We start from the raw sequence: 21,152 nt of genomic DNA, 5'->3' as shown, positions 1-21,152 counted from the left end.
AAATTCTATGATTCGGGGTTTTTTATGTATAAATTTAGATTGCCTCACGAGATCTTGTAAATAGAATATGAAGAATTAATACGAGCATATAAAGTAAGCTAATAAGCATAACAATAAATGCTGTTGGATAAAATTTTGCCGCATATATAAAGAAATCGATTTGATAAATATCTTCGTAATTTGAAACGGTGCCTTTAAAGTAATTCGTAAACTTGGCACTATATTTCCATTCATCAGGATCATCTATTAAATTACTTCCCTGATACCAATTAATAAGTGCGGAAGTAATAAACAACATACATGCACTACCCAACTGAACCATTTGATTTATTGTCAAAACGAATCAACCTCCTATTTAATGGTTATTATAGCGTGCATTCATATTCCTGTAACCTTTTTGTTGTAATCTCCTTTTCGAGTTCATACGGAAATCACATGTAAGCGGTATGATAAATGTATAACAAATAGAAAGGAGTGGTAAAACAAAATGTCACTAGAAGCGCTCATTATTTTTTCTTTGCTAAACGCGGGTCAACTTGCAGAGAATTCGAAGATGGATGTACATAAAGAGCAGAAAGATGCTTATGTATATGTTCAAAAAGAGGAAAATAAATAATTTTAATATATATAAATAAAAGCTACTCGAAGTAACTGTTTTGGTGTCTTCGGTAGCTTTTTTTGTATGCATAGGATTCAAATTTAGTAAGTGAGCTATTTAATAGAGGGTTTGTAGAAGAAACAAGTATAATTAATATGAACTGATAAATTGATAAAAATAAACCGTTATAAACAGGAGGATTTGTATGGAACATAGTGAGGCATCTCAAAGGCTGTTTTTTTGATTTAATCTTTTTAATATTAAGTCCCCCCTGTCAAAAAAAGTTTGTCCTCTGGGGAGGGTAGGTAGCGTAGGGGCACATCAATAGCTGCACTATTTTTTTAAAAATGAAGGGGGGTGAAATGTCTATGAAACTCTGTAAGTATTACATAATAAAAGCCACAACTCATGAAAAGACCTTCTAATTTATTGTTAGTTTATTTGATTAATATTCTTTGTCCACTTTTCGTAACTCTGACTGTGTAAGTCCATATGCCTCTGTTGTACAACCTGCTAACAACATAACAGGCATAGCTGAAGTTAATAGTTTACGTTTCATTGACATATACCCCTTTGTGTTATTTCTTTTTACTTAGTTCTTTTGTTGCTTTGTCTACTAACTCAGAAGCTTCGTCTAAATCCTTTTTAGCGAATTCAATTGTATCTTTATCATCCTCTTCTAAACCTGTCTGCATGTTTTCTACCCCTGATTTCGAGAATAACATTGCTTTACTTATGTTTATCGGTGTTTTATTGTCTTCAGCTAACTTATAATCTAGTTTATCAATCTTATCAATTAATTCGAAATAAGGTTTCGATAACTCTTTTAACTTTTCAGCCTTCTTCTTATTAGATTTTCTGCTATCTACAAGGTCTTTTATTTCTTCCGTTTGTTCAGTGTAATCTTTAAGTAAGTATGTTGCATTCTTATTATAGTCTTCTTTCTTGTTTTCTTTAACAGAAGCTTCCATTACTTCGTCTTTCTTTTTATCGTTTGACTCACAACCTACCCCTGTTATTAACAACATTGGAATCGCTAAAGTTAATAGTTTACGTTTCATTTTCTCATACCCCTTTAGTATTTATTATTCTACTTCACTTACACTTTGTTCGTCTAATGCTCGAATATCGTCTATTGCTTTACCAAACATCCCCATTGCTTCATTTAGACTCTTTGTACCAATGTCTGCCTTAGTCTCACTTATTTCGTCTACCGATTCTAATATCTTATCCCTTGACTTCTCATAAAGAATTAAAGACTTTTTCAATTCCATTTGCAAGTTTTCGTATTGTTTAGGCGGTTTAATGTCTTGTAATTTCTTAGACTCCGCATACACCTTTTCAAGTTGCGCTTTTACTTTTTCTTGGTTTGTTAGTAAAGTTTTATCCTTTTCCATAATCAGAGTTACTTTTTACATTTCCTTTGCAAAACCCTCTGCTTTAGTTTGTACTTCACCGAGATACATATTTAAAGACATGAACTTTCCCTCCCCTTACAAGAAAATAATACCAATTTAAGAGGGGGATTGTAAACGTAATATTCTGATGATTTAACGATTAAAGAGGTACTCGTCCATTAAGTTTTTTAATCTCATTCGGATGATCTGGTAATGAAGAGGTTTTTAAGGTTGAATGTAAATAGAAAAGGGAAGATATAGATTATGTGCAAATAAATACGTTGTAAAAATAATGTTAAGAAAAGGAGAGTATAGCAAAGAAAAATGAGTTATGGGATAGAATGTAGTGTTTTTAAGTGTTAGAAGAAGAGGGAGGTTTTTATTAATGTGGATAAAAAATGGATGGAATTCTAGAGAGGGGGTTAAGTTTTATTAACTATAGACTTGCAGTTCTTTTTTATTTTGTTACATTGGTCTGTTTCTATACATATAATCGGTTATATTCAATAAAAAAAGCCCAGGAACCTTGAATTAACAAGGTTCCTAAGGCTTTTAATACGACTCTTTTCAGAGTACCGAGATTAACGAGAGTAGAACTCTACGATTAATGCTTCGTTGATTTCAGCTGGTAACTCAGAACGCTCAGCGTGACGAGTGTAAGTAGCTTCTAATTTGTCAGCATCGAAAGTTAAGTATTCTGGTACGAAGTTGTTAACTTCGATCGCTTCTTTAACAACAACAAGGCTGTTAGATTTTTCGCGAACGCTGATAGTTTGACCAGGTTTTACACGGTAAGATGGGATATCTACGCGAGCGCCATCAACCATGATGTGACCGTGGTTTACTAATTGGCGAGCTGCACGACGAGTGCGAGCTAAGCCCATACGGTAAACTAAGTTGTCAAGACGAGCTTCAAGAAGGATCATGAAGTTTTCGCCGTGCTTACCAGGCATTTTACCTGCTTGGTCAAATGTGCGACGGAATTGACGCTCAGTCATGCCGTACATGTGACGAAGTTTTTGTTTCTCTTGTAATTGTAAACCGTATTCTGAAAGTTTCTTACGTTGGTTAGGACCGTGAGGACCTGGTGCGTAAGGGCGTTTTTCTAATTCTTTTCCTGTGCCGCTTAGAGAGATTCCAAGACGACGAGACAGTTTCCAAGCTGGACCTGTATAACGAGCCATAGTTGACTCCTCCTTTAAAAATGTTTTTATTTACGTAAAATAAAAACAGACGTAATCGATATTTACGGGCATTTTGTTTTCATGTACCTTCGCTCCAGCAGCAGGGAGTTACGAGATACACCTCCGTAGAGGAACAAAATACAAACGATAAACTCACATTACAAGGCTGCCTTTTTATTTTACACAAACGCTATTATATCTTTTACCCAGAGTTTCGTCAAGCGAGTACGTTTTTGTTTTATGCATAAAAATTTTGGAAATTAATATAAGAAGGAATTTAAAACAATATAGAAGAAGAGATAGAAACACAAATAAAACGCTTACATAAAATGAAGGAAAACGTTCATCAAATTTTTATGGATGAATATGCGGCAATAAAAACATAAGGGGGATGTTTTTATGAAAAAGAAGCATATGGAGACAGCGTTAATTCATCACGGTTATACACCTGAGGAACATAAAGGAAGTTTAACACCACCTTTATTTCAAACTTCTACATTTACATTTGAGACTGCGCAGCAAGGAGAGGCGAGTTTTGCGGGAGTGGATCCATCTTATATTTACTCACGGCTTGGAAATCCGACTGTGAAATTATTTGAAGAACGTATGGCGGTGTTAGAAGGAGGAGAAGAGGCACTTGCCTTCGGATCTGGTATGGCAGCTATTTCAGCGACTTTAATCGGTTTTTTAAAGGCTGGAGATCATATTATTTGTTCAAATGGATTATACGGATGCACGTACGGTTTTTTAGAAGTGTTAGAAGAAAAATTTATGATTACGCATTCGTTTTGTGATATGGAGACAGAGGTTGATATTGAAAATAAAATTCGCCCAAATACAAAGCTTATTTTCGTTGAAACACCAATTAATCCGACAATGAAATTAATTGATTTAAAACAAGTGATTCGGGTTGCGAAGCGAAAAGGTTTACTTGTTATTGTTGATAATACATTTTGTTCACCTTATTTACAAAGACCGCTTGAGCTTGGCTGTGATGCTGTTGTGCATAGTGCGACAAAATATATTGGTGGTCATGGCGACGTTGTGGCGGGTGTAACGATTTGTAAAACGAAAGCATTAGCTGAAAAGATTCGCCCGATGCGAAAGGATATCGGCGGTATTATGGCACCGTTTGATGCATGGTTATTATTACGCGGGTTAAAGACGTTAGCAGTAAGAATGGATCGTCATTGTGATAATGCAGAAAAAATTGTATCGTTCTTAAGAAAACATGATGCGGTAGAAGATGTTTGGTATCCAGAAGGAGAGTTAGCATCTCGTCAAATGAAACGCGGGGGCGGTGTTATTTCTTTTTCAGTAAAAGGCGGAAAAGAAGAGACGCAAGCGCTTATTAATGATCTTCACTTTATTACAATTGCGGTGAGTTTAGGAGATACAGAAACGTTAATTCAGCATCCAGCAACGATGACGCACGCTGCGATTCCAGCTGAACTAAGAAAAGAAATGGGCATTTTCGATAATTTAATACGCTTATCAGTCGGTTTAGAATCGTGGGAGGATATCGTTTCTGATTTAGAGCAGGCATTAAAGAAAATATCTACTGTTAATCAATAAAAAAAGAGTGAGCTATCGGTTTTGTACAGGACGTACTAAATCGATAACTCGCTCTTTTCTTTTTACATATGTTTTAGGAGTGTTTCCACAAACTTTTCTAAATAGCGCTGATCTACTTCATCGAAACGATTCTTTTCGGGACTATCAATGTCAAGTACACCAATGACAGCTCCTTCTTTCACAATTGGTACAACGATTTCTGAATTAGAAGCACTATCGCAAGCGATGTGACCTGGGAATTGGTGAACGTCTGCTACAAGCTGTGTTGTTTTCGTTTCAGCTGCTACGCCGCAAACGCCTCGTCCAAATGGAATGCGTACGCAAGCAGGCATTCCTTGGAACGGTCCAAGGACAAGCTGATTTCCTTCTGTTACGTAAAAGCCAACCCAATTAACGCGATCTAAAAATTGGTTTAATAATGCGGAAGCATTTGATAAGTTTGCGACTACGTTTGATTCGCCAGTTAATAACGCATCCAGTTGTTTAATTACTGTCTCATATTGCTGCACACGAGATCCTGCATAACTTTCTTTAGTAAACATGGAAACAGCTCCTTTTTTATCGAGATGTGTAAAATATTAGCAAAATACGATGTATTTCACATGACTTTGTCGATAGAAAATTAAAGGAATTTGTCTTAAAAGTCAAGAAATTTAAACTATAGCTGTTCAGTGAGGGGAAGTGAGCGCATGAAGCAGACGAAACAAAAAGTAATTGATGCGGCAATATCGTTGTTTAATACGAAAGGTTATGATGGAACGTCGGTGCGAGACATTGCAAAGCGAGCGGATGTGAATGTAGCGAATATTTCATATTATTTTGCTGGGAAGCAAGGTTTATTAGAACAGCTTATTACTGATTTTTTAGAAGGATATATTCATGTGATTGAAATGTCGTTTGAACAGAGAGAGTATTTGTCGGCTAAAGATGTAATGGTGCAAATGGTGCGCGGGATTTTACGATATCAATTTGAAAATAGAGAACTAACACGTTTCTTCTACCGAGAGCTTTCGCTTGATACGACATTAATTCGTGAAGTGATGACCGTTTATTTTTCTAAAGAAAGATATTATATAGAACAAATGATTAGACAAGGACAAATGAAACAAGAATTTCAGAAAGTATCATTTACAATGTTTATGACGCAATTAAAAGGTATGATAAGTATGCCGTTTTTATATCCACAATATATATCAGAAGTACTCCATTCTTTCCCGTCTGAGACATTTTTCATAGAAATGTATACGAAAGAGATTGAGCAATGGATGGAACAAGCATTATGTAAAGCGAATATGTACCATGAGTGGCCAAGAGCTGTTCATATGTGAAGAATCCCCACCTAACGAACTGAGGTGGGGATTTTTATGTTTACTTTTCTTTGCCATAAATTGTTACATAATAGCGCGATAATTGTTAATGCAGCTCCAGCGATTTCAATTTTATCGACTGTATAACCTCGAAAGATAGAACCAATGAGTGCAAGGATAGGAACTAAATTCATAAATAATATGCCGTTAATAGATGAAATATAGCGATTTCCCATATTCCAGCAAAATACAGCGATAACGCCTGCGATAATCGACATATAAAAGAGCTCAAAACGAACGCTCACAACTGTACGCAGTGACGGCATAGTAACTATATTTGTGTACGTTAAGAAAGTAACAATAACGATGAGTGAAATGGAGCCAAATAAACAAGTTAATGTCGTGTACCTAAGTGGTGACCAAGATTGAAAACGAGCAGCCCCGTTTGTATAAATGACCCAGCAAGTAACGCCGCATAGCATCAATATATTTGTTGATAAGTGGCTTGCAGCTCCAAATAGTAATTCAATATTTCCTTTTGAAATGACAAGCATAACACCAAGTAATGCAACGAACATACAAAGGAATGTATAGTTTTGTGGGCGGCGATTTTGGGTTATCCATTGCAGTGATAAGGCAATCAGTGGCATAAGGGATTGAATCATAGCTGCATGGATTGCTCCGGAAGGTCCGGCAAGTTGCTGTCCGTAGAAAACGAGAAAACCATACCCCGCGAAACCGACTGTCCCGTAAAAGAATAGAGAAAGTGTTCTTTTTTCTAAGCGGAGTGAAGTCTTTCCTTCAGTAATTAATAGCAAAATAAGAAAAATAATAGCTGCTGATCCATAGCGAAGCGTTGTGAAGAAGAATGGATCGATAAATTGCAGAGCACTTGCCATTACAGGAAACATAAATCCCCAGGCAGTGACGGCGAGTAAGCATAGAAAGGATCCGAGTAGCATTTGTTTTTTGTTCAAGAGTATCTTTCCCCTTTACATTTCGTTATAGTAAGTTGATGAAATAAGTATAAAGAGTAATTGTTTATAGGAGGAAATATCGATTTCTTATAACGGTTATAACTTTTTGTTAGAGGTGTGTACGATGGATTTGGAGGCAGTACGATCGTTTATTGAAGTGAAGCATACGCGAAGTTTATCAAAGGCAAGTAAGATTTTACATATATCACAACCAGCGCTTAGTAAACAAATTCAAAAGTTAGAAGCGGATTTAGAGGTTACTTTACTTAAACGTTCTGCGCAAGGAGTAGAGTTAACGGAGGCAGGAGAGTTATTTATAAAAAGAATGTTACCGATTTTGGAGCAAATAAATGAAGTGAAAACAGAAATGAGGGGGTATCAAGAGAACCGGAAGTTTTCAATTGGTATACTACCGAGTTTAGCGGAGCATTACATATCAGAATGTAAAAATATATTAGGTGATGAGTTCGAAGTGGAATGGCAAATCGGGCATACGGAAGTATTAAGAGATTTATTTAAAGCGCGGGAGATTGACGCGATGTTCATCGATTCAGTAGTAGAAGGTGCTAGGTATATAAAAGAAGTGCAACAAGAGAAAATTGTTTGTGCCGTTTCAAATAATCATCCGTACAAAGAGAAGATAGTCATTCAAATAGAAGAGCTGCACAATGAAAAATTAATTGTATATCCAGAAATATGTGATGTAAGGAAAATGATTATGAACATGTTTCATGAAATAGGTGTAAAACCAACTATAGCTGTGGAAACATCTTACGCAGAACCGATGCTTGCGATGGTAAAAGCTGGCCTTGGTATCACGTTACTTCCAGAAAGGGCAGTAGAGCAGTCTGTAAGGCAAGGAAATGTACATGTAATTTCTGTTGAACCACCACTCATGCGGAAAATTTATTTCGTATCCCATACGAAAGATTGTTTGTTATTACAATCATTTGAGGATAGGTAGTGAGGTAGGCGGAATATTGAGAAAGATTACAATCACATTGAAAGAAACATGAAATTTTAAAAAAAACTAGGTCAAAAACAAACCATTACATGGTATGATTAGTACATTGTTAGTTGTTAAATATAGGGGAATTCCCTTTTTATACATAATGCCTTCCATTTCATAAACGGAACGGACAAAAAAAGAGATATAACTAGGAGGCTTTTTTGCATGGATTCTATCCTGACGATCGTTATCATTGTAGTAAGCTCTATTCTAGTGCTGCTCATGATAGAGCTTGTGATAAGAAATCGTTCATATAAAGATATTGAAGCACTGGAGCAGTGGAAACAAGAGATAAAAGATAAACCTGTGGCAGATGAACTAAAACGGGTAAAAGATTTAAACATGACGGGTCAAACAGAAGAACTGTTTGGTAAATGGCGTGAAGAATGGGATGAAATTGTATCAACAACCCTTCCGAAAGCTGACAAAGATTTAGCGCAAGCGCGAAAATTCGCCTCGCAATTCTCCTTCCGAAAAGCAAAGCATGCGATGAACGAATCCATAAGTGGTTTAGATGACGCTGATAATCGTATTACTGACATTTTAAATGAATTACAGCAATTGTTAGAAAGCCATGAGAAAAATAGCTCGGAAATTGAAGGGTTACGTGATACATATCGTAGTATGAAAAAGAGTGTTCTTGCTCATAGACATATGTATGGAGCAGCAGAGCAGAAAATCGAAGAGATGCTAGACGCTGAATCTGAGAAATTTAAAACCTTTGAAGAAGCAACAAACAATGGCGACTATTTAAAAGCGAGAGAAATTGTTATTAGTTTGGAAGAAGGTTTAGCAGATTTAGAAATCATTATTCACCAAATTCCAGATTTATTGGTAGAGTGTCAAGCGACGTTACCAGTTCAGCTGGAAGATTTATTACACGGACATAATGATATGGTAAGACAAGGTTATGTATTAGATTATTTGGAAGTCCCTAAAGAAGTTCGCGATATGACGAAACAACTACAAACATGTTTAATGGATATACAGGAGCTTCATATAACAGAAGCGGCTGAAAAAGTAGAAAACTTAAAAACACGTTTAGATGGCTTCTACGATCAATTGGAACAAGAAGTACATGCGAGACATTATGTGGAGCAAAAAACACTTTCTGTTTACGATGGCTTAGAAGAAATGCGTATCGAAACGATTGAAACGAAAACAGAAACACAACTTGTGAAACAAAGCTATCAGTTACAAGATAAAGACATTGAGTCTCAAAAAGTAATTGAAAAGCAAATGCACATTTTAACGAAACGTTTTGAAATGCTACAATTACGCGTTGCAGAACAAGATATTGCCTTCTCTATTATTCGTGAGGAACTAGAAGAGGTTTATGAGCAATGTGAAACGTTAAAAGTACTTCATGCAGAATATAAAGAAATGCTGCAAGCGATGCGCAAAGAAGAATTTGAAGCACGTGAGAAGTTACAAGAAATGCGAAATACTATTTTCGAAACGAAACGCTTTATGCAAAAGTCGAATTTGCCAGGTCTTCCAGAGAGTATTATGGAAGATTTAAAAAGAGGGCAAATGGCAATGCAAGCTGTATATGAACAATTAGAAGTGAAGCCGTTAAATATGAACGCTGTAAATAGCAGTTTAGAAGAAGCATACACAACTGTGAACGGTGTGGCTGAAATGACAGAAGAGTTAATTGGACAAGCATATTTAGTGGAAAAATTAATTCAGTACGGTAACCGTTACCGTAGTCATGATGAAAACCTAGCAGAAAGTTTAAATTATGCTGAGAAATTATTCCGTGAATACCAATACGATGCAGCTTTAGAACAAGCGGCTTCAGTATTAGAGCAACTTGAACCTGGCGTTGTTCAAAAAATAGCTGAATATGTAGACAATGAACAAACCCTTTCATAAAAGGGTTTGTTTTTTTGTGTAATTTTGCAGACGATGTTGCTATAATGAATAGCGGAATACAGCAAGGTTATTCGTTTCAAAATAAAGTGAAACTGTAATCAGTAGGAGGATTCATCCCCATTGATTACTAGCCTTCACCAATCGGGCATTTACGGACAGCCCGACTCCTACCTAACTTCTTTGCTCTAACTGGATTTTGAGGTGAGAGTCTTATTGCCCGTTCATGCGGGATAAAGTGAAACTGTAATAGGAGGGCATCCTCGACAATTATTAGCCTTCACCAATCGAGATAAAATGGAACCTTTGCGTAGTCTTAGCGTAATGACACGTATTTATGATATGATTATACGATGTGATAGCGCTGAAAGGGGAAGAACGATGATCTATTTTGATAATAGTGCGACGACGAAGCCATATCCAGAAGCTCTTCAATCGTACGTGACGGTTGCTGGGAAATATTTTGGTAATCCTTCTTCTATTCATTCGCTTGGAGGAGAGGCAGAGCGTCTATTAACACAATCAAGAACGATTGCAGCGCAGCTTCTTCGTGTTAAACCTTCTGAAATTATTTTTACATCAGGTGGAACGGAAGGGAATAACCTTGCGATTAAAGGGATAGCGATGAGGAATCGTTCGCGTGGCAAACATATCATTACAACAAATATTGAACACGCGTCTGTGTTTGAGGCATATAAGCAATTAGAAGAACTCGGGTTTGATGTAACATATTTACCGGTTAACGAGCATGGTGTTGTGTCGGTAGAAGATGTGAAACGAGCACTTCGTGAAGATACGATTCTTGTGTCAATTATTCATGTGAACAACGAAACTGGAGCAATTCAGCCCGTTGCTGAAATTGGAACGTTATTATCGAATCATCCGAAAATAAGATTCCATGTAGATCATGTACAAGGGATAGGGAAAGTACCGCTTGATTTATATGCGTCTCATATTGATCTTTGCTCAATATCTGGACATAAATTCCACAGTGTAAAAGGAACGGGTCTTCTTTATGTACGCGATGGCGTAAGATTAGATCCGATTTTATCAGGTGGTCAACAAGAGCTTAAGTATCGTTCTGGTACAGAAAATTTACCTGGCATTGTAGCGATGGTGAAAGCACTTCGTATGACAATGGAACAAGTGAAAGAAAAGGTAGCTCATTTGCAAAGTTTACAAGCAGAGCTTGTTCGTTTCTTTAAAGAGATGGAAGATGTAACGATTAACACGTCGCTTGCATATGCAGCACCGCACATTTTAAATGTATCATTTGTTGGTTTAAAACCAGAAGTAGTCGTTCATGCTTTAGAAGAACACGGTGTATATGTGTCAACGAAATCTGCTTGTTCTTCAAAAGCAAATGAAGTGAGCAGAGTGTTAGTGTCAATGGGAGTGCCGCATGCAGCAGCTGCAAGCGCTATTCGTATTAGTTTGGCACCAGAAAACACAATGGAAGAAGTAAAACAATTTGAAGGTATTGTAAAAGAGACGATGCCAAAATTATATGAAGTGATGAGGTAAAGAAATTATGTTGAAATATGAATATATTTTAGTGCGTTACGGAGAAATGACGACAAAAGGTAAGAACCGTTCTAAGTTTGTAAGCACATTAAAAGATAACGTGAAGTTCAAACTGAAAAAATTCCCAAATATTAAAATCGATGCAACACATGATCGTATGTACATCCAGTTAAATGGTGAAGATCATGAAGCAGTCTCTGAAAGATTGAAGGATGTATTTGGTATTCATAAGTTTAACTTAGCGATGAAAGTACCATCAGAATTAGAAGACATTAAAGAAGGTGCATTAGCAGCTTTCTTACAAGTAAAAGGTGATGTGAAAACATTTAAAATTACTGTACACCGTTCTTATAAGCATTTCCCAATGAGAACGATGGAATTATTACCTGAGATTGGCGGACACATTCTAGAAAATACAGAAGATATTACAGTAGATGTTCATAATCCAGATGTAAATGTACGCGTAGAGATCCGCAGTGGCTATAGCTATATCATGTGCGATGAGCGTATGGGAGCTGGCGGTTTACCAGTTGGCGTTGGCGGAAAAGTAATGGTACTTCTTTCTGGTGGTATTGATAGCCCAGTAGCAGCTTACTTAACGATGAAACGCGGCGTATCTGTGGAAGCAGTTCACTTCCATAGTCCACCTTTCACAAGTGAGCGTGCAAAACAAAAAGTAATCGATTTAGCACAAGAGTTAACGAAGTATTGTAAACGAGTAACGCTTCACCTTGTTCCGTTTACAGAAGTGCAAAAAACGATTAATAAAGAAATCCCATCTAGCTATTCAATGACGGTTATGCGCCGTATGATGATGCGTATTACAGAACGCATTGCTGAGGAGCGTAACGCACTTGCAATTACGACTGGTGAAAGTCTTGGACAAGTAGCAAGCCAAACGTTAGATAGTATGCATACGATTAACGAAGTAACAAACTACCCAGTTATTCGTCCGCTTATTACGATGGATAAATTAGAGATTATTAAAATCGCTGAAGAAATCGGCACGTATGATATTTCAATTCGTCCATATGAAGATTGCTGTACTGTATTCACACCAGCAAGCCCAGCGACGAAGCCGAAACGTGAAAAAGCAAATCGTTTTGAAGCGAAATACGATTTCACACCATTAATCGATGAAGCTGTAGCGAACAAAGAAACAATGGTATTACAAACGGTAGAAGTAGTGGCGGAAGAAGAAAAATTTGAAGAACTTTTCTAAAACCATAAATTACCATATCTAAAACGTGTATGAAGTCATGTTATTTATCACACTCTATACTCACAAGGAGGTGATATAACATGTCACGTAGCACAAATAAATTAGCGGTTCCTGGTGCTGAATCAGCATTAGACCAAATGAAATACGAAATCGCTCAAGAGTTTGGTGTTCAACTTGGAGCTGATGCAACAGCTCGCGCTAACGGTTCTGTTGGTGGTGAAATCACTAAACGTCTAGTTTCACTAGCTGAGCAACAATTAGGCGGTTACCAAAAATAATCCCATATGATGGCTTAGAAAGAGCGGGTTCTCCCGCTCTTTCTTTTTTTGTGTTGTGTCGCTATTTGTCGGTAAGTCGATGTAATTTCGTTTACTAATTCGACAGAACTGAAAAATTTGTCAAAAGAAGAGGGTTCAAAATTAACTGAAAATTCTTTATTATATAAAGGAGGCATAAAGAAAAGGGAGGATATTTTATGAAGCGAGAAGAATTGTTGGCGCCACCGTCTTATAATTTAGTTTCTGAAATAGAGAAATATACAGGTGATAAAGGGAAGTTAGCTTTAATTTGGCAAGATGATAAAGGGAATCGAAGGGAAGTTACATACGCTGAATTAATGCAAGGTGCGAATAAAATTGGAAACGCTTTTATAAAAAGTGGTTTGCAAAAAGGGGACAAGCTTCTCATTATGATGCCGCGTTTAATTGAAGCGTACATGACGTATATTGCTGCTATTAAAGCAGGATTTGTCGTAATTCCAAGCTCGGAAATGTTACGTAAAAAAGATATAGAATATCGAATTGGACATGGAGAAGTAAAAGCGATAGTAAGCTATGAGCCGTATATTAGGCAGTTTGATGATATAGAAGCGATGGAATCTCTTCGAAAATTTGTCCTGAGCGAGCAGTCAGTAGATGGATGGATTAATTTAAAAACAGCGTTAGAAACAGAGAGTGACATGTTAGAAATGGCGAAGACAGATAAAGAAGATATGGTCTTTTTATCTTACACGTCAGGAACGACAGGAAATCCAAAAGGTGTCGTTCATACACATGCGTGGGCATACGCTCATTTACGTACGAGCGCTCCAAATTGGCTCGGAATTGAAGAGAATGATATTGTATGGGCAACAGCTAGTCCAGGCTGGCAAAAGTGGATTTGGAGCCCGTTTTTAGCAACTTTAGGATCAGGGGCAACAGGGTTTGTATATCACGGTAAGTTTGAACCGAAAACGTACCTAAACTTATTAGACGATAATAAGGTGAATGTACTTTGTTGTACACCGACTGAGTATAGATTAATGGCAAAGGTAGAAGATTTAAGCCAGTACAATTTAGAGGCACTACATAGCGCTGTATCGGCAGGTGAGCCGTTAAATAGAGAAGTCATTGAAACGTTCAAAAAGCACTTTCATATTACAGTGAGAGACGGCTATGGGCAAACGGAAAACACATTACTTGTTGGTGTAATGAAAGGGATGGATATTAGACCAGGATCAATGGGGAAACCAACGCCAGGTAACCATGTCGATATCGTAAATGAGGAAGGTACTCCAGTTAAAGTAGGCGAAGTTGGTGATATTGCAGTTCACATTGAAACGCCGGCCCTCTTTAAACAATATTACAAAGACGATGAGCGTACAGCGATGCAATTTCGCGGTGATTATTATATTACAGGTGATAAAGCGAAGAAAGATGAAGACGGCTACTTCTGGTTTGAAGGGCGCGGCGATGATATCATTATTAGCTCTGGTTATACAATCGGGCCGTTTGAAGTAGAGGATGCACTTGTAAAACATCCTTACGTAAGAGAATGTGCAGTTGTCGCAAGTCCTGATGAAATTCGTGGAAGTGTCGTGAAGGCATTTATCGTATTAAGAGAGAATATAGAAAAGAACGAAGAAATATTAATTCCAACACTCCAACAACACGTCAAAGAACTCACTGCACCATATAAATACCCTCGCAAAATTGAATTTGTAGATGAACTACCAAAAACGATTTCTGGAAAAATTCGCCGTATTGAACTTAGAAAACAAGAGATGGAGATTCCGTCAAAATAATTTTGAAAACAGTGAAGTAAATAGTTGAATGAAATGTAAATCAATGATAAAATAAAAACGAACACAAGTTCGATTTTATAAATTTAAAAAAGAGGTGTCCGTATGATTTTAGGTATTAATCCGTACTTAGTTTTAGATGGTAGTGGGCAAGAAGCTGTACAGTTTTATAAAGAGGCTTTAGATGCAAAAGTAGAAGTCATGCAAACTTTTGGTGACATGCCTGAAAATCCAGAATACCCGATTCCAGCTGAAGCGAAAGAGCGCGTTTTACACGCTACTTTAAAAGTTGGTAATACGGATCTTATGATTTCTGATACATTCCCAGGTCAAGGGCATGCAATCGGATCTCAAGTAACAATCGCAATTCAAATTAGTAATGCAGAAAAAGCAAAAGAAGTATTCGATAAGTTACAAGAAGGTGGAGAAGTTATCATGCCACTTCAAGAAACATTCTGGAGCCCAGCATACGGACAAGTAAAAGATAAATTTAATATTGAATGGCAAGTTACAACATCTACTACCGAACAAAAGTAATTTTTAGAAAAGCACCATGTTTTGAAATGGTGCTTTTTTTTATACAATAAAAAATAAAGGAGATGGGATATATGGGAGAAATTTGGTATGGCGGCACCATTTACACAGTGAGAGAAGAAAATGAAAAAGTGGACGCTGTTTACGTTGAAAACGGTACGATCGTTGATGTTGGAAGTAAAGAAGAGTTAGAAAACCAATATGCCGCGGTTACATTGTACGATTTAAAAGGCAAAACAATGATCCCAGGTCTCGTTGATAGTCATATGCATCTTATTGGGCATGGAGAGAGATTACTCCGTCTAGATTTATCAAATTGTACATCTTATGGCGAAGTGCTTACTCTTGTTCAGAAGCGAGTGGAAGAAGCTCCAAAGGGCTCTTGGATTATTGGAGAAGGATGGAATGAAAATAACTTTACAGATACGAAAGATGTTCATGCGCGTGATTTAGATGAAATTTCGAAAGAACATCCCATTTTATTAAAGCGAGTTTGTCGTCACGTTACATGGGTAAATTCATACATACTGCAAGAAGCGAATATAACAGAAAAGGCAGAAGATCCAAAAGGCGGGAAAATTGGTAGAGATTCATCAAATAAGTTAACAGGGCTTTTATATGAACAAGGGCAAGAATTAATTAAACATGTTCAGCCAGAAATTGATGAAGCTTATTTACAAAGAGCTCTGCAAACAGCGATTAAAGATTGCTGGAAATACGGACTTGTTGGCGGGCATACGGAAGATTTAAATTATTATGGTGGTTTTAGAAAAACATATAATGCGTTTTCTCACGTTATAAAAGAAATGCCATTTAAAGCCCATTTGCTCGTTCACCATGAAGTAGCACATGAACGAAAAGAATATGAAAATGAACATTGTATTGAATTTGGAGCAATGAAAATTTTCTCTGACGGTTCTTTTGGCGGAAGAACAGCATTATTAAGTGAACCGTATGAAGATGCGAAGGAAACAAATGGAGTTGCGATTTTCTCACGTGAAGAACTTGCGGAATTAGTAAAGAAAGCACGAGATTTACATATGCCAGTTGCGATTCATACTATCGGTGACTTATCGCTTGAATATGTCATTGATGCACTCGAATTATATCCACCAGCAGAAGGGTTACGTGACCGTATTATTCATTGTCAGCTTGCTCGTGAAGAGTTGATAGAAAGAATGAAAAACTTGCAAGCCATTATCGATATACAGCCAGTCTTTCTTTCATCAGATTTTCCGTCAGTCATTGAAAAACTAGGCGAGCACCGTCTTCGTTATGCGTACGCTTGGAAGACGTTACTGGAAGCAGGATTACACTGCAACGGTGGCTCAGATGCTCCCATTGAACAAGTGAATCCGTTTTTAGGCATATATAGCGCTGTTACACGTAGAAGTTTTATTGAGGGTATATGCTATATGCCTGAGGAAAGATTAACGGTTTATGAGGCTGTTTCTTTATTTACAACAGGAAGTGCCTATGCAATCGGAAAAGAAGCGAAGCGAGGGCAAATTGCAAAAGGATATGAAGCAGATTTTACAATATTAGACCGCAATATTTTTGAAATTGAGGCAGAAGAAATAAAAGAAGTACAAGCAGAAATGACCGTAATAGATGGCCAAGTTGTCTATAGAAAAGATGCGTAAAAATATATGAGCGGTTTTCGGAATATATCGACTTACCAACAAAAACTGACAAGAATAACGGCCGGATAGTAAGAGATTATTGTTCGCGCCAATCGGGGGAAATAAATAACCGCAGAATTATGGAATTCCATAATTCTGCGGTTATTTTAATCTTATAAAAACGTTCTCTGTACTTTTTCCCAGAAAGAGTTGTTTTTTAATTTAACTGTTTTAATTTGTTTATCGCTTAAGCGTACAACAGCTTTTTCCACTTGTTTAATGCTAAGCGCTTCGTTATCCATGCCGATAACAGGATAATCGTTACCGTCTGGTCTTAGTTTTAAAGTTAATGTACGTTCGTGATTTAAAATGAAAGGTGAACCGAGCGTACGGTAAGTGTTGTTGTTTAAAGATGCTAGTTCGCTTACTTGGAAACATGGGATAAGCGGGTCAACAACTGCACCATGCAATGATTTATTGTAAGCAGTACTTCCTGTTGGGGTAGAAACTACTAAACCGTCCCCTCTAAATGTTTCGAAATATAAATCATCAACATGAACATCTACAACGAATGTTTTAATAATGCTAGAACGTAATGAGAACTCATTTAAACAATGGAAAGATGTACTGCCATCTACATCTACCTGAATTGTTGGATATTTTCGCACTTCAATTTCATTTTTTGTAATTTCTTGAAGGGCTGTATCAACGTGATCAATATGGAAATCGCAGTAGAAAGAAATTTCATCTTTCGTAGAAATCCCTGCGTATAAGCAATCTTCTCTAAAACCAGTTTTACGAACGGCTTGTAAGAAGGTTGCATCATCTCCAACACTGACGATAGCGTTTGCATTTTTTGGATGATCTAATATGGTAAATCCATTCTCTTCTAAAATACGATAGATTGGTTTCATTTTTTCAACGAGCGTTGCTTTGTCATCACCATAAAAGAAAAATAAATTGCGACGATCTGCCATTATGTATCCCTCCACTGCAGTTAAATTTTCTGTTTTTCGTGCTACATATCATTAGAGTCCGTTCCCTGATGATATGTTCAAATAATATATTTCGATATAAATTGTCAAAATACCTTTTTATTTTTAGAAAAATTTTTATATTCAATCTTATAAAACTCTGTTTAACGATGAATAAACTTGTCGATAATGGGTACGGAGTGAAAGGATGATACGTATGAAGTGGCTCGTAATTGGAATAATAATTCTTCTTCTTTTTATTTTGTTTATACTATTGTCGAAAATAAAGCTTAAGGTGACATTTTTATATTCAGAAATGGAAAAGCAATGTTTGCTTCAAGTGAAAATATGGATGATTCGATATACATTTGATGTGTTGGAAAGAATTGAAAAACAGCAGAAAAAGACAGGACAGAAAATCGAAAAAGCTGAAGAGGACGGCGGACTCGATAATAAAATTATGGCGCAACTTGACAGCATTGGTGAACTGATAAAAAAGCTTCAAGAAGTTCATACTATTGTTAAAGATTTTCTCAAACGAGTGAAAATCAATGGTTGGAAATGGCATACACAAATTGGAGCAGGCGATGCAGCTAGTACTGGAATTGTCACTGGATATGCATGGGGGACAAAAGGTATGGCTGCTGGAGTTGTCGGACAATATATGCATATTGTTGACGTACCAGAATTTGAAATTACCCCAGTTTTTCAAGGGAAAGGATTTGCATCAAGATGCGAGTTAACAGCATCTTTTCGTATATTCCGCGCTATAAAAACTGGCGTCAAATTACTCGTATTTATGAGAAGACAAAGATCTGGTATGACAGAAAAATCTGTTCAAGCATAGGGGGGATATAGAATGGACCATCCAATTCAAGGTTTAATGACAACAGCAATGCAGCATTTAAAACAAATGACTGATGTAAATACAATTGTTGGTGACCCAATTAAAGCGGCAGATGGAAGCGTAATTCTTACAGTTTCGAAAGTAAGTTTCGGATTTGCTGCTGGTGGAAGTGAATTTGGTAAAGTAGAACATTCAGGCCGTCATCCATTTGGCGGGGGAAGTGGTGGAGGAGTTTCTATTAATCCTGTTGCCTTTCTTGTTATAAATGGAGATGGTGTGAAAGTATTGCACTTAGATAAACAAACACACGTCATCGATAAGATAATTGAATTAGCGCCACAAGCTGTTGATAAAGTGAAAGAAATGATGGATAAACGAAAAGAAGATGATCCTGAATTTCAAATTTAACGAATAAAGAAGCTAATCAATAGGTTAGCTTCTTTAATTTTTTTGTAAATAAAGCGATTTTATTTGCATTATCGATAGGGACAAACTATCATTTACATTGTACATATTTTGTTTAAATAAAGGAGGATTTTCAAGTGGCAAACGTAACTTTTAAAGGTAATCCAATGACTTTAGTTGGAACAGAAGTTAAAGTTGGCGATCAAGCGCCAAACTTCCAAGTATTAGCAAACGACTTATCTCCAGTAAGTTTAGAAACATACAAAGGTGAAGTGAAATTAATTAGTGTTGTACCTTCAATCGACACGGGTGTGTGTGATGCACAAACTCGTCGTTTTAACCAAGATGCAGCAGGTATTGAAAACGCGAAAGTATTAACAATTAGCGCTGATTTACCATTCGCTCAAAAACGCTGGTGTGCAGCAAACGGTTTAGAAAATGTTGTAACACTTTCTGACCACCGCGACCTTTCATTCGGTGAAGCTTACGGCTTAGTAATGAAAGAGCTTCGTTTACTTGCTCGTGCAGTATTCGTAGTAGATAGCAATGACAAAGTAGTTTACGCAGAATACGTAAGCGAAGGTACAAGCCATCCAAACTATGAAGCAGCATTAGAAGCAGCTAAATCTGCGAAGTAATGTGAAGAGAATGACCTCTTATAAAGAGGTCGTTTTTTCTCATATATTGCTCTGTAACAGCATCGATATATGAGAAAAAACGTTATATCATATATAACTAAAGGGGAGCTCTTTACAGGAGGTCGCTTTTTCTTTTTGGAAAAAATCACTTTGTGGTATGATATAAGTTATGTGTAAAAGAGAGAAGGAGGAATGTACGTGAGTCAGACAGTAGAAACATTATTTTCTATTTTTGATTCTTCTGCGGTAGTTTTACGTAAAGAATTAGATGTAACATATTTAGAGGCGCTTGTAGAAACAGGTGATAACTTGTTTGAGGGAGCGATTTTACAAGAGGAATTATCCGAATCAGCAATTGAAAGGCTGAATCGTGAATATAGTACGTTTAATGAAGAAACATATAAAGGTGAAGAAATTCGTAAAGCATTTCAGTTAGCCATCTTAAAAGGAATGAAAGAAGGCGTACAAGCGAATCACGAAATGACACCTGATGCAGTTGGGATGTTCATGAGTTACTTATTCCATAAATTTATGCAAGGTCAAAATGAAATTACAGTTTTAGATCCTGCAATTGGAACAGGTAACTTAATGACTACAGTGTTTAATAGCGCTAAAGAAGGACTAACAATGAGTGGATTTGGTGTAGAAGTGGATGAAGTGCTAATTAAACTTGCTTTAGTAAATGCAAATTTACAAAAGCATGCAATCGAATTCTTCCATCAAGATGGACTAGCACCACTTTATATCGATCCAGTTGATGCAGTCGTTTCAGACTTGCCAGTTGGTTATTATCCAAACGAAATCGGTGCAAGTGAATATAAATTAAAAGCAGATGAAGGAATGTCGTATGCCCATCACTTATTTATTGAACAAAGTGTGAAACATACGAAAGAGGGCGGTTACTTATTCTTCTTAGTACCAAACTTCATTTTTGAAAGTGACCAAGCACCGAAATTACATGCATTTATTAAAGAAACATGCTTTATTCAAGGGTTATTACAGCTTCCTGTTTCCATGTTTAAAAACGAGAAAAATGCAAAAAGTATATTTGTTCTCCAAAAGAAAGGCGCTAATGTAACAATGCCAAAACAGGCGTTATTAGTGGAGTTGCCTAAATTCTCTAACATGAAGGCGATGGAAGACATTATGGATCAATTAAATACTTGGTTTGCAACACATAAATAAAGCTAGGTATATGTAACAGCATTAGTGATTTATGTAGTACAGTTTTATATAATATGTCATATTTTTAAATATATACAAGATTTAACTGAATTTTTTTGAAATCTGTAATATATATTTTTTCTTGGTGTTACAATTTTTTCACTTGAAATATATGTCGGACGATGTTTAAATTAAAATCGTGAGTATAAAATTTGCTAATGATGAAACGTTTTCATATTTA

The 21,152-nt window shown here is 36.6% G+C and carries 22 protein-coding genes; 15 read left to right on the top strand and 7 right to left on the bottom strand.

Annotated features, from left to right (window positions below; translation table 11 throughout):
- Window positions 1–34: 34 nt before the first annotated feature.
- On the bottom strand, window positions 35–337 hold the full coding sequence (locus GBN91_RS04380; protein ID WP_000154632.1) for a YjdJ family protein: 303 nt from the start codon (window positions 335–337) through the stop codon (window positions 35–37).
- A gap of 150 nt (window positions 338–487) precedes the next feature.
- Here GBN91_RS04380 and GBN91_RS04375 point away from each other — a divergent pair, with 150 nt between their 5' ends.
- Window positions 488–616: a hypothetical protein gene (locus tag GBN91_RS04375; protein ID WP_053514539.1), complete on the top strand. Its 129-nt coding sequence runs from the start codon at window positions 488–490 to the stop codon at window positions 614–616.
- A 560-nt stretch (window positions 617–1,176) separates the two neighbouring features.
- On the opposite strand, the gene GBN91_RS04370 is transcribed toward GBN91_RS04375, so the two are convergent.
- From GBN91_RS04370 to rpsD, 3 genes are all read right to left on the bottom strand, one after another.
- Window positions 1,177–1,659: a hypothetical protein gene (locus GBN91_RS04370; protein WP_000823777.1), complete on the bottom strand. Its 483-nt coding sequence runs from the start codon at window positions 1,657–1,659 to the stop codon at window positions 1,177–1,179.
- A 24-nt stretch (window positions 1,660–1,683) separates the two neighbouring features.
- Window positions 1,684–1,995 carry a hypothetical protein gene (locus GBN91_RS04365; RefSeq protein ID WP_049106949.1) on the bottom strand — a complete coding sequence of 104 codons (312 nt, stop codon included), beginning with the start codon at window positions 1,993–1,995 and terminating at the stop codon, window positions 1,684–1,686.
- A gap of 581 nt (window positions 1,996–2,576) precedes the next feature.
- Window positions 2,577–3,179: a 30S ribosomal protein S4 gene (gene rpsD, locus GBN91_RS04360; RefSeq protein WP_000135317.1), complete on the bottom strand. Its 603-nt coding sequence runs from the start codon at window positions 3,177–3,179 to the stop codon at window positions 2,577–2,579.
- Window positions 3,180–3,578: 399 nt separating this feature from the next.
- On the opposite strand from rpsD, the gene megL reads away from it, so the two are divergent.
- Complete coding sequence (gene megL / locus GBN91_RS04355) at window positions 3,579–4,754, top strand: methionine gamma-lyase (RefSeq protein WP_016123449.1); 1,176 nt, start codon at window positions 3,579–3,581, stop codon at window positions 4,752–4,754.
- Between the two features lie 62 nt (window positions 4,755–4,816).
- On the opposite strand, the gene GBN91_RS04350 is transcribed toward megL, so the two are convergent.
- Window positions 4,817–5,296 (bottom strand): GAF domain-containing protein, encoded by a 480-nt coding sequence (locus GBN91_RS04350; RefSeq protein WP_000494340.1) that lies wholly within the window; start codon window positions 5,294–5,296, stop codon window positions 4,817–4,819.
- Window positions 5,297–5,443: 147 nt separating this feature from the next.
- Here GBN91_RS04350 and refZ point away from each other — a divergent pair, with 147 nt between their 5' ends.
- Window positions 5,444–6,082: a forespore capture DNA-binding protein RefZ gene (gene refZ / locus GBN91_RS04345; RefSeq protein WP_000814923.1), complete on the top strand. Its 639-nt coding sequence runs from the start codon at window positions 5,444–5,446 to the stop codon at window positions 6,080–6,082.
- 11 nt (window positions 6,083–6,093) lie between these two features.
- On the opposite strand, the gene GBN91_RS04340 is transcribed toward refZ, so the two are convergent.
- The gene (locus tag GBN91_RS04340; RefSeq protein ID WP_016123448.1) at window positions 6,094–7,038 is read right to left on the bottom strand and encodes a DMT family transporter; all 945 of its coding nucleotides are present in this window, start codon (window positions 7,036–7,038) and stop codon (window positions 6,094–6,096) included.
- A gap of 124 nt (window positions 7,039–7,162) precedes the next feature.
- Here GBN91_RS04340 and GBN91_RS04335 point away from each other — a divergent pair, with 124 nt between their 5' ends.
- The 8 genes from GBN91_RS04335 to GBN91_RS04300 all read left to right on the top strand — a co-directional run bounded on the left by GBN91_RS04335 (window position 7,163) and on the right by GBN91_RS04300 (window position 16,904).
- The gene (locus tag GBN91_RS04335) at window positions 7,163–8,002 is read left to right on the top strand and encodes a LysR family transcriptional regulator (RefSeq protein ID WP_152121273.1); all 840 of its coding nucleotides are present in this window, start codon (window positions 7,163–7,165) and stop codon (window positions 8,000–8,002) included.
- Between the two features lie 210 nt (window positions 8,003–8,212).
- Window positions 8,213–9,925, top strand: a complete 1,713-nt coding sequence (ezrA, locus tag GBN91_RS04330) for a septation ring formation regulator EzrA (protein ID WP_152121272.1) — start codon at window positions 8,213–8,215, stop codon at window positions 9,923–9,925.
- 378 nt (window positions 9,926–10,303) lie between these two features.
- Window positions 10,304–11,446 carry a cysteine desulfurase family protein gene (locus GBN91_RS04325; RefSeq protein ID WP_000638992.1) on the top strand — a complete coding sequence of 381 codons (1,143 nt, stop codon included), beginning with the start codon at window positions 10,304–10,306 and terminating at the stop codon, window positions 11,444–11,446.
- 7 nt (window positions 11,447–11,453) lie between these two features.
- On the top strand, window positions 11,454–12,668 hold the full coding sequence (thiI, locus tag GBN91_RS04320; RefSeq protein WP_000922337.1) for a tRNA uracil 4-sulfurtransferase ThiI: 1,215 nt from the start codon (window positions 11,454–11,456) through the stop codon (window positions 12,666–12,668).
- Between the two features lie 80 nt (window positions 12,669–12,748).
- Entirely contained in the window at window positions 12,749–12,946 is a 198-nt protein-coding gene (locus GBN91_RS04315; protein WP_000091640.1) for an alpha/beta-type small acid-soluble spore protein, read from the top strand.
- 197 nt (window positions 12,947–13,143) lie between these two features.
- Entirely contained in the window at window positions 13,144–14,730 is a 1,587-nt protein-coding gene (mbcS, locus tag GBN91_RS04310; protein ID WP_000817766.1) for an acyl-CoA synthetase MbcS, read from the top strand.
- A 102-nt stretch (window positions 14,731–14,832) separates the two neighbouring features.
- Complete coding sequence (locus GBN91_RS04305; RefSeq protein ID WP_000600350.1) at window positions 14,833–15,264, top strand: VOC family protein; 432 nt, start codon at window positions 14,833–14,835, stop codon at window positions 15,262–15,264.
- Between the two features lie 71 nt (window positions 15,265–15,335).
- The gene (locus GBN91_RS04300) at window positions 15,336–16,904 is read left to right on the top strand and encodes an amidohydrolase (protein WP_152121271.1); all 1,569 of its coding nucleotides are present in this window, start codon (window positions 15,336–15,338) and stop codon (window positions 16,902–16,904) included.
- A 152-nt stretch (window positions 16,905–17,056) separates the two neighbouring features.
- Here GBN91_RS04300 and GBN91_RS04295 read toward each other — a convergent pair whose 3' ends face one another.
- A complete protein-coding gene (locus GBN91_RS04295; RefSeq protein ID WP_000785177.1) occupies window positions 17,057–17,860 on the bottom strand; it encodes an NAD kinase in 804 nt (267 codons plus the stop codon).
- 205 nt (window positions 17,861–18,065) lie between these two features.
- On the opposite strand from GBN91_RS04295, the gene GBN91_RS04290 reads away from it, so the two are divergent.
- The 4 genes from GBN91_RS04290 to GBN91_RS04275 all read left to right on the top strand — a co-directional run bounded on the left by GBN91_RS04290 (window position 18,066) and on the right by GBN91_RS04275 (window position 20,932).
- Window positions 18,066–18,704 carry a DUF2953 domain-containing protein gene (locus GBN91_RS04290; protein ID WP_002164419.1) on the top strand — a complete coding sequence of 213 codons (639 nt, stop codon included), beginning with the start codon at window positions 18,066–18,068 and terminating at the stop codon, window positions 18,702–18,704.
- A 12-nt stretch (window positions 18,705–18,716) separates the two neighbouring features.
- Entirely contained in the window at window positions 18,717–19,112 is a 396-nt protein-coding gene (gene ytfJ / locus GBN91_RS04285) for a GerW family sporulation protein (RefSeq protein WP_000350003.1), read from the top strand.
- A 134-nt stretch (window positions 19,113–19,246) separates the two neighbouring features.
- Window positions 19,247–19,747, top strand: a complete 501-nt coding sequence (tpx, locus tag GBN91_RS04280; protein ID WP_000024525.1) for a thiol peroxidase — start codon at window positions 19,247–19,249, stop codon at window positions 19,745–19,747.
- A gap of 198 nt (window positions 19,748–19,945) precedes the next feature.
- Window positions 19,946–20,932, top strand: a complete 987-nt coding sequence (locus GBN91_RS04275; protein ID WP_000084367.1) for a class I SAM-dependent methyltransferase — start codon at window positions 19,946–19,948, stop codon at window positions 20,930–20,932.
- Window positions 20,933–21,152 lie beyond the last annotated feature (220 nt).

This window comes from Bacillus sp. B1-WWTP-T-0.5-Post-4 (assembly GCF_009183795.1).
GTDB lineage: Bacteria > Bacillota > Bacilli > Bacillales > Bacillaceae_G > Bacillus_A > Bacillus_A cereus.
This window is presented reverse-complemented; position numbering and strand designations above follow the sequence as displayed.

What these genes read in the sequence shown, in the direction of transcription:
- GBN91_RS04295 (WP_000785177.1), bottom strand. Translation starts at nt 17,860, where the DNA reads ATGGCAGATCGTCGCAATTTATTTTTCTTTTATGGTGATGACAAAGCA.
- GBN91_RS04305 (WP_000600350.1), top strand. Translation starts at nt 14,833, where the DNA reads ATGATTTTAGGTATTAATCCGTACTTAGTTTTAGATGGTAGTGGGCAA.
- refZ (WP_000814923.1), top strand. Translation starts at nt 5,444, where the DNA reads ATGAAGCAGACGAAACAAAAAGTAATTGATGCGGCAATATCGTTGTTT.
- GBN91_RS04350 (WP_000494340.1), bottom strand. Translation starts at nt 5,296, where the DNA reads ATGTTTACTAAAGAAAGTTATGCAGGATCTCGTGTGCAGCAATATGAG.
- mbcS (WP_000817766.1), top strand. Translation starts at nt 13,144, where the DNA reads ATGAAGCGAGAAGAATTGTTGGCGCCACCGTCTTATAATTTAGTTTCT.
- megL (WP_016123449.1), top strand. Translation starts at nt 3,579, where the DNA reads ATGAAAAAGAAGCATATGGAGACAGCGTTAATTCATCACGGTTATACA.
- GBN91_RS04375 (WP_053514539.1), top strand. Translation starts at nt 488, where the DNA reads ATGTCACTAGAAGCGCTCATTATTTTTTCTTTGCTAAACGCGGGTCAA.
- GBN91_RS04365 (WP_049106949.1), bottom strand. Translation starts at nt 1,995, where the DNA reads ATGGAAAAGGATAAAACTTTACTAACAAACCAAGAAAAAGTAAAAGCG.
- GBN91_RS04370 (WP_000823777.1), bottom strand. Translation starts at nt 1,659, where the DNA reads ATGAAACGTAAACTATTAACTTTAGCGATTCCAATGTTGTTAATAACA.
- ytfJ (WP_000350003.1), top strand. Translation starts at nt 18,717, where the DNA reads ATGGACCATCCAATTCAAGGTTTAATGACAACAGCAATGCAGCATTTA.
- GBN91_RS04290 (WP_002164419.1), top strand. Translation starts at nt 18,066, where the DNA reads ATGATACGTATGAAGTGGCTCGTAATTGGAATAATAATTCTTCTTCTT.
- GBN91_RS04325 (WP_000638992.1), top strand. Translation starts at nt 10,304, where the DNA reads ATGATCTATTTTGATAATAGTGCGACGACGAAGCCATATCCAGAAGCT.
- thiI (WP_000922337.1), top strand. Translation starts at nt 11,454, where the DNA reads ATGTTGAAATATGAATATATTTTAGTGCGTTACGGAGAAATGACGACA.
- GBN91_RS04335 (WP_152121273.1), top strand. Translation starts at nt 7,163, where the DNA reads ATGGATTTGGAGGCAGTACGATCGTTTATTGAAGTGAAGCATACGCGA.
- GBN91_RS04315 (WP_000091640.1), top strand. Translation starts at nt 12,749, where the DNA reads ATGTCACGTAGCACAAATAAATTAGCGGTTCCTGGTGCTGAATCAGCA.
- rpsD (WP_000135317.1), bottom strand. Translation starts at nt 3,179, where the DNA reads ATGGCTCGTTATACAGGTCCAGCTTGGAAACTGTCTCGTCGTCTTGGA.
- ezrA (WP_152121272.1), top strand. Translation starts at nt 8,213, where the DNA reads ATGGATTCTATCCTGACGATCGTTATCATTGTAGTAAGCTCTATTCTA.
- GBN91_RS04300 (WP_152121271.1), top strand. Translation starts at nt 15,336, where the DNA reads ATGGGAGAAATTTGGTATGGCGGCACCATTTACACAGTGAGAGAAGAA.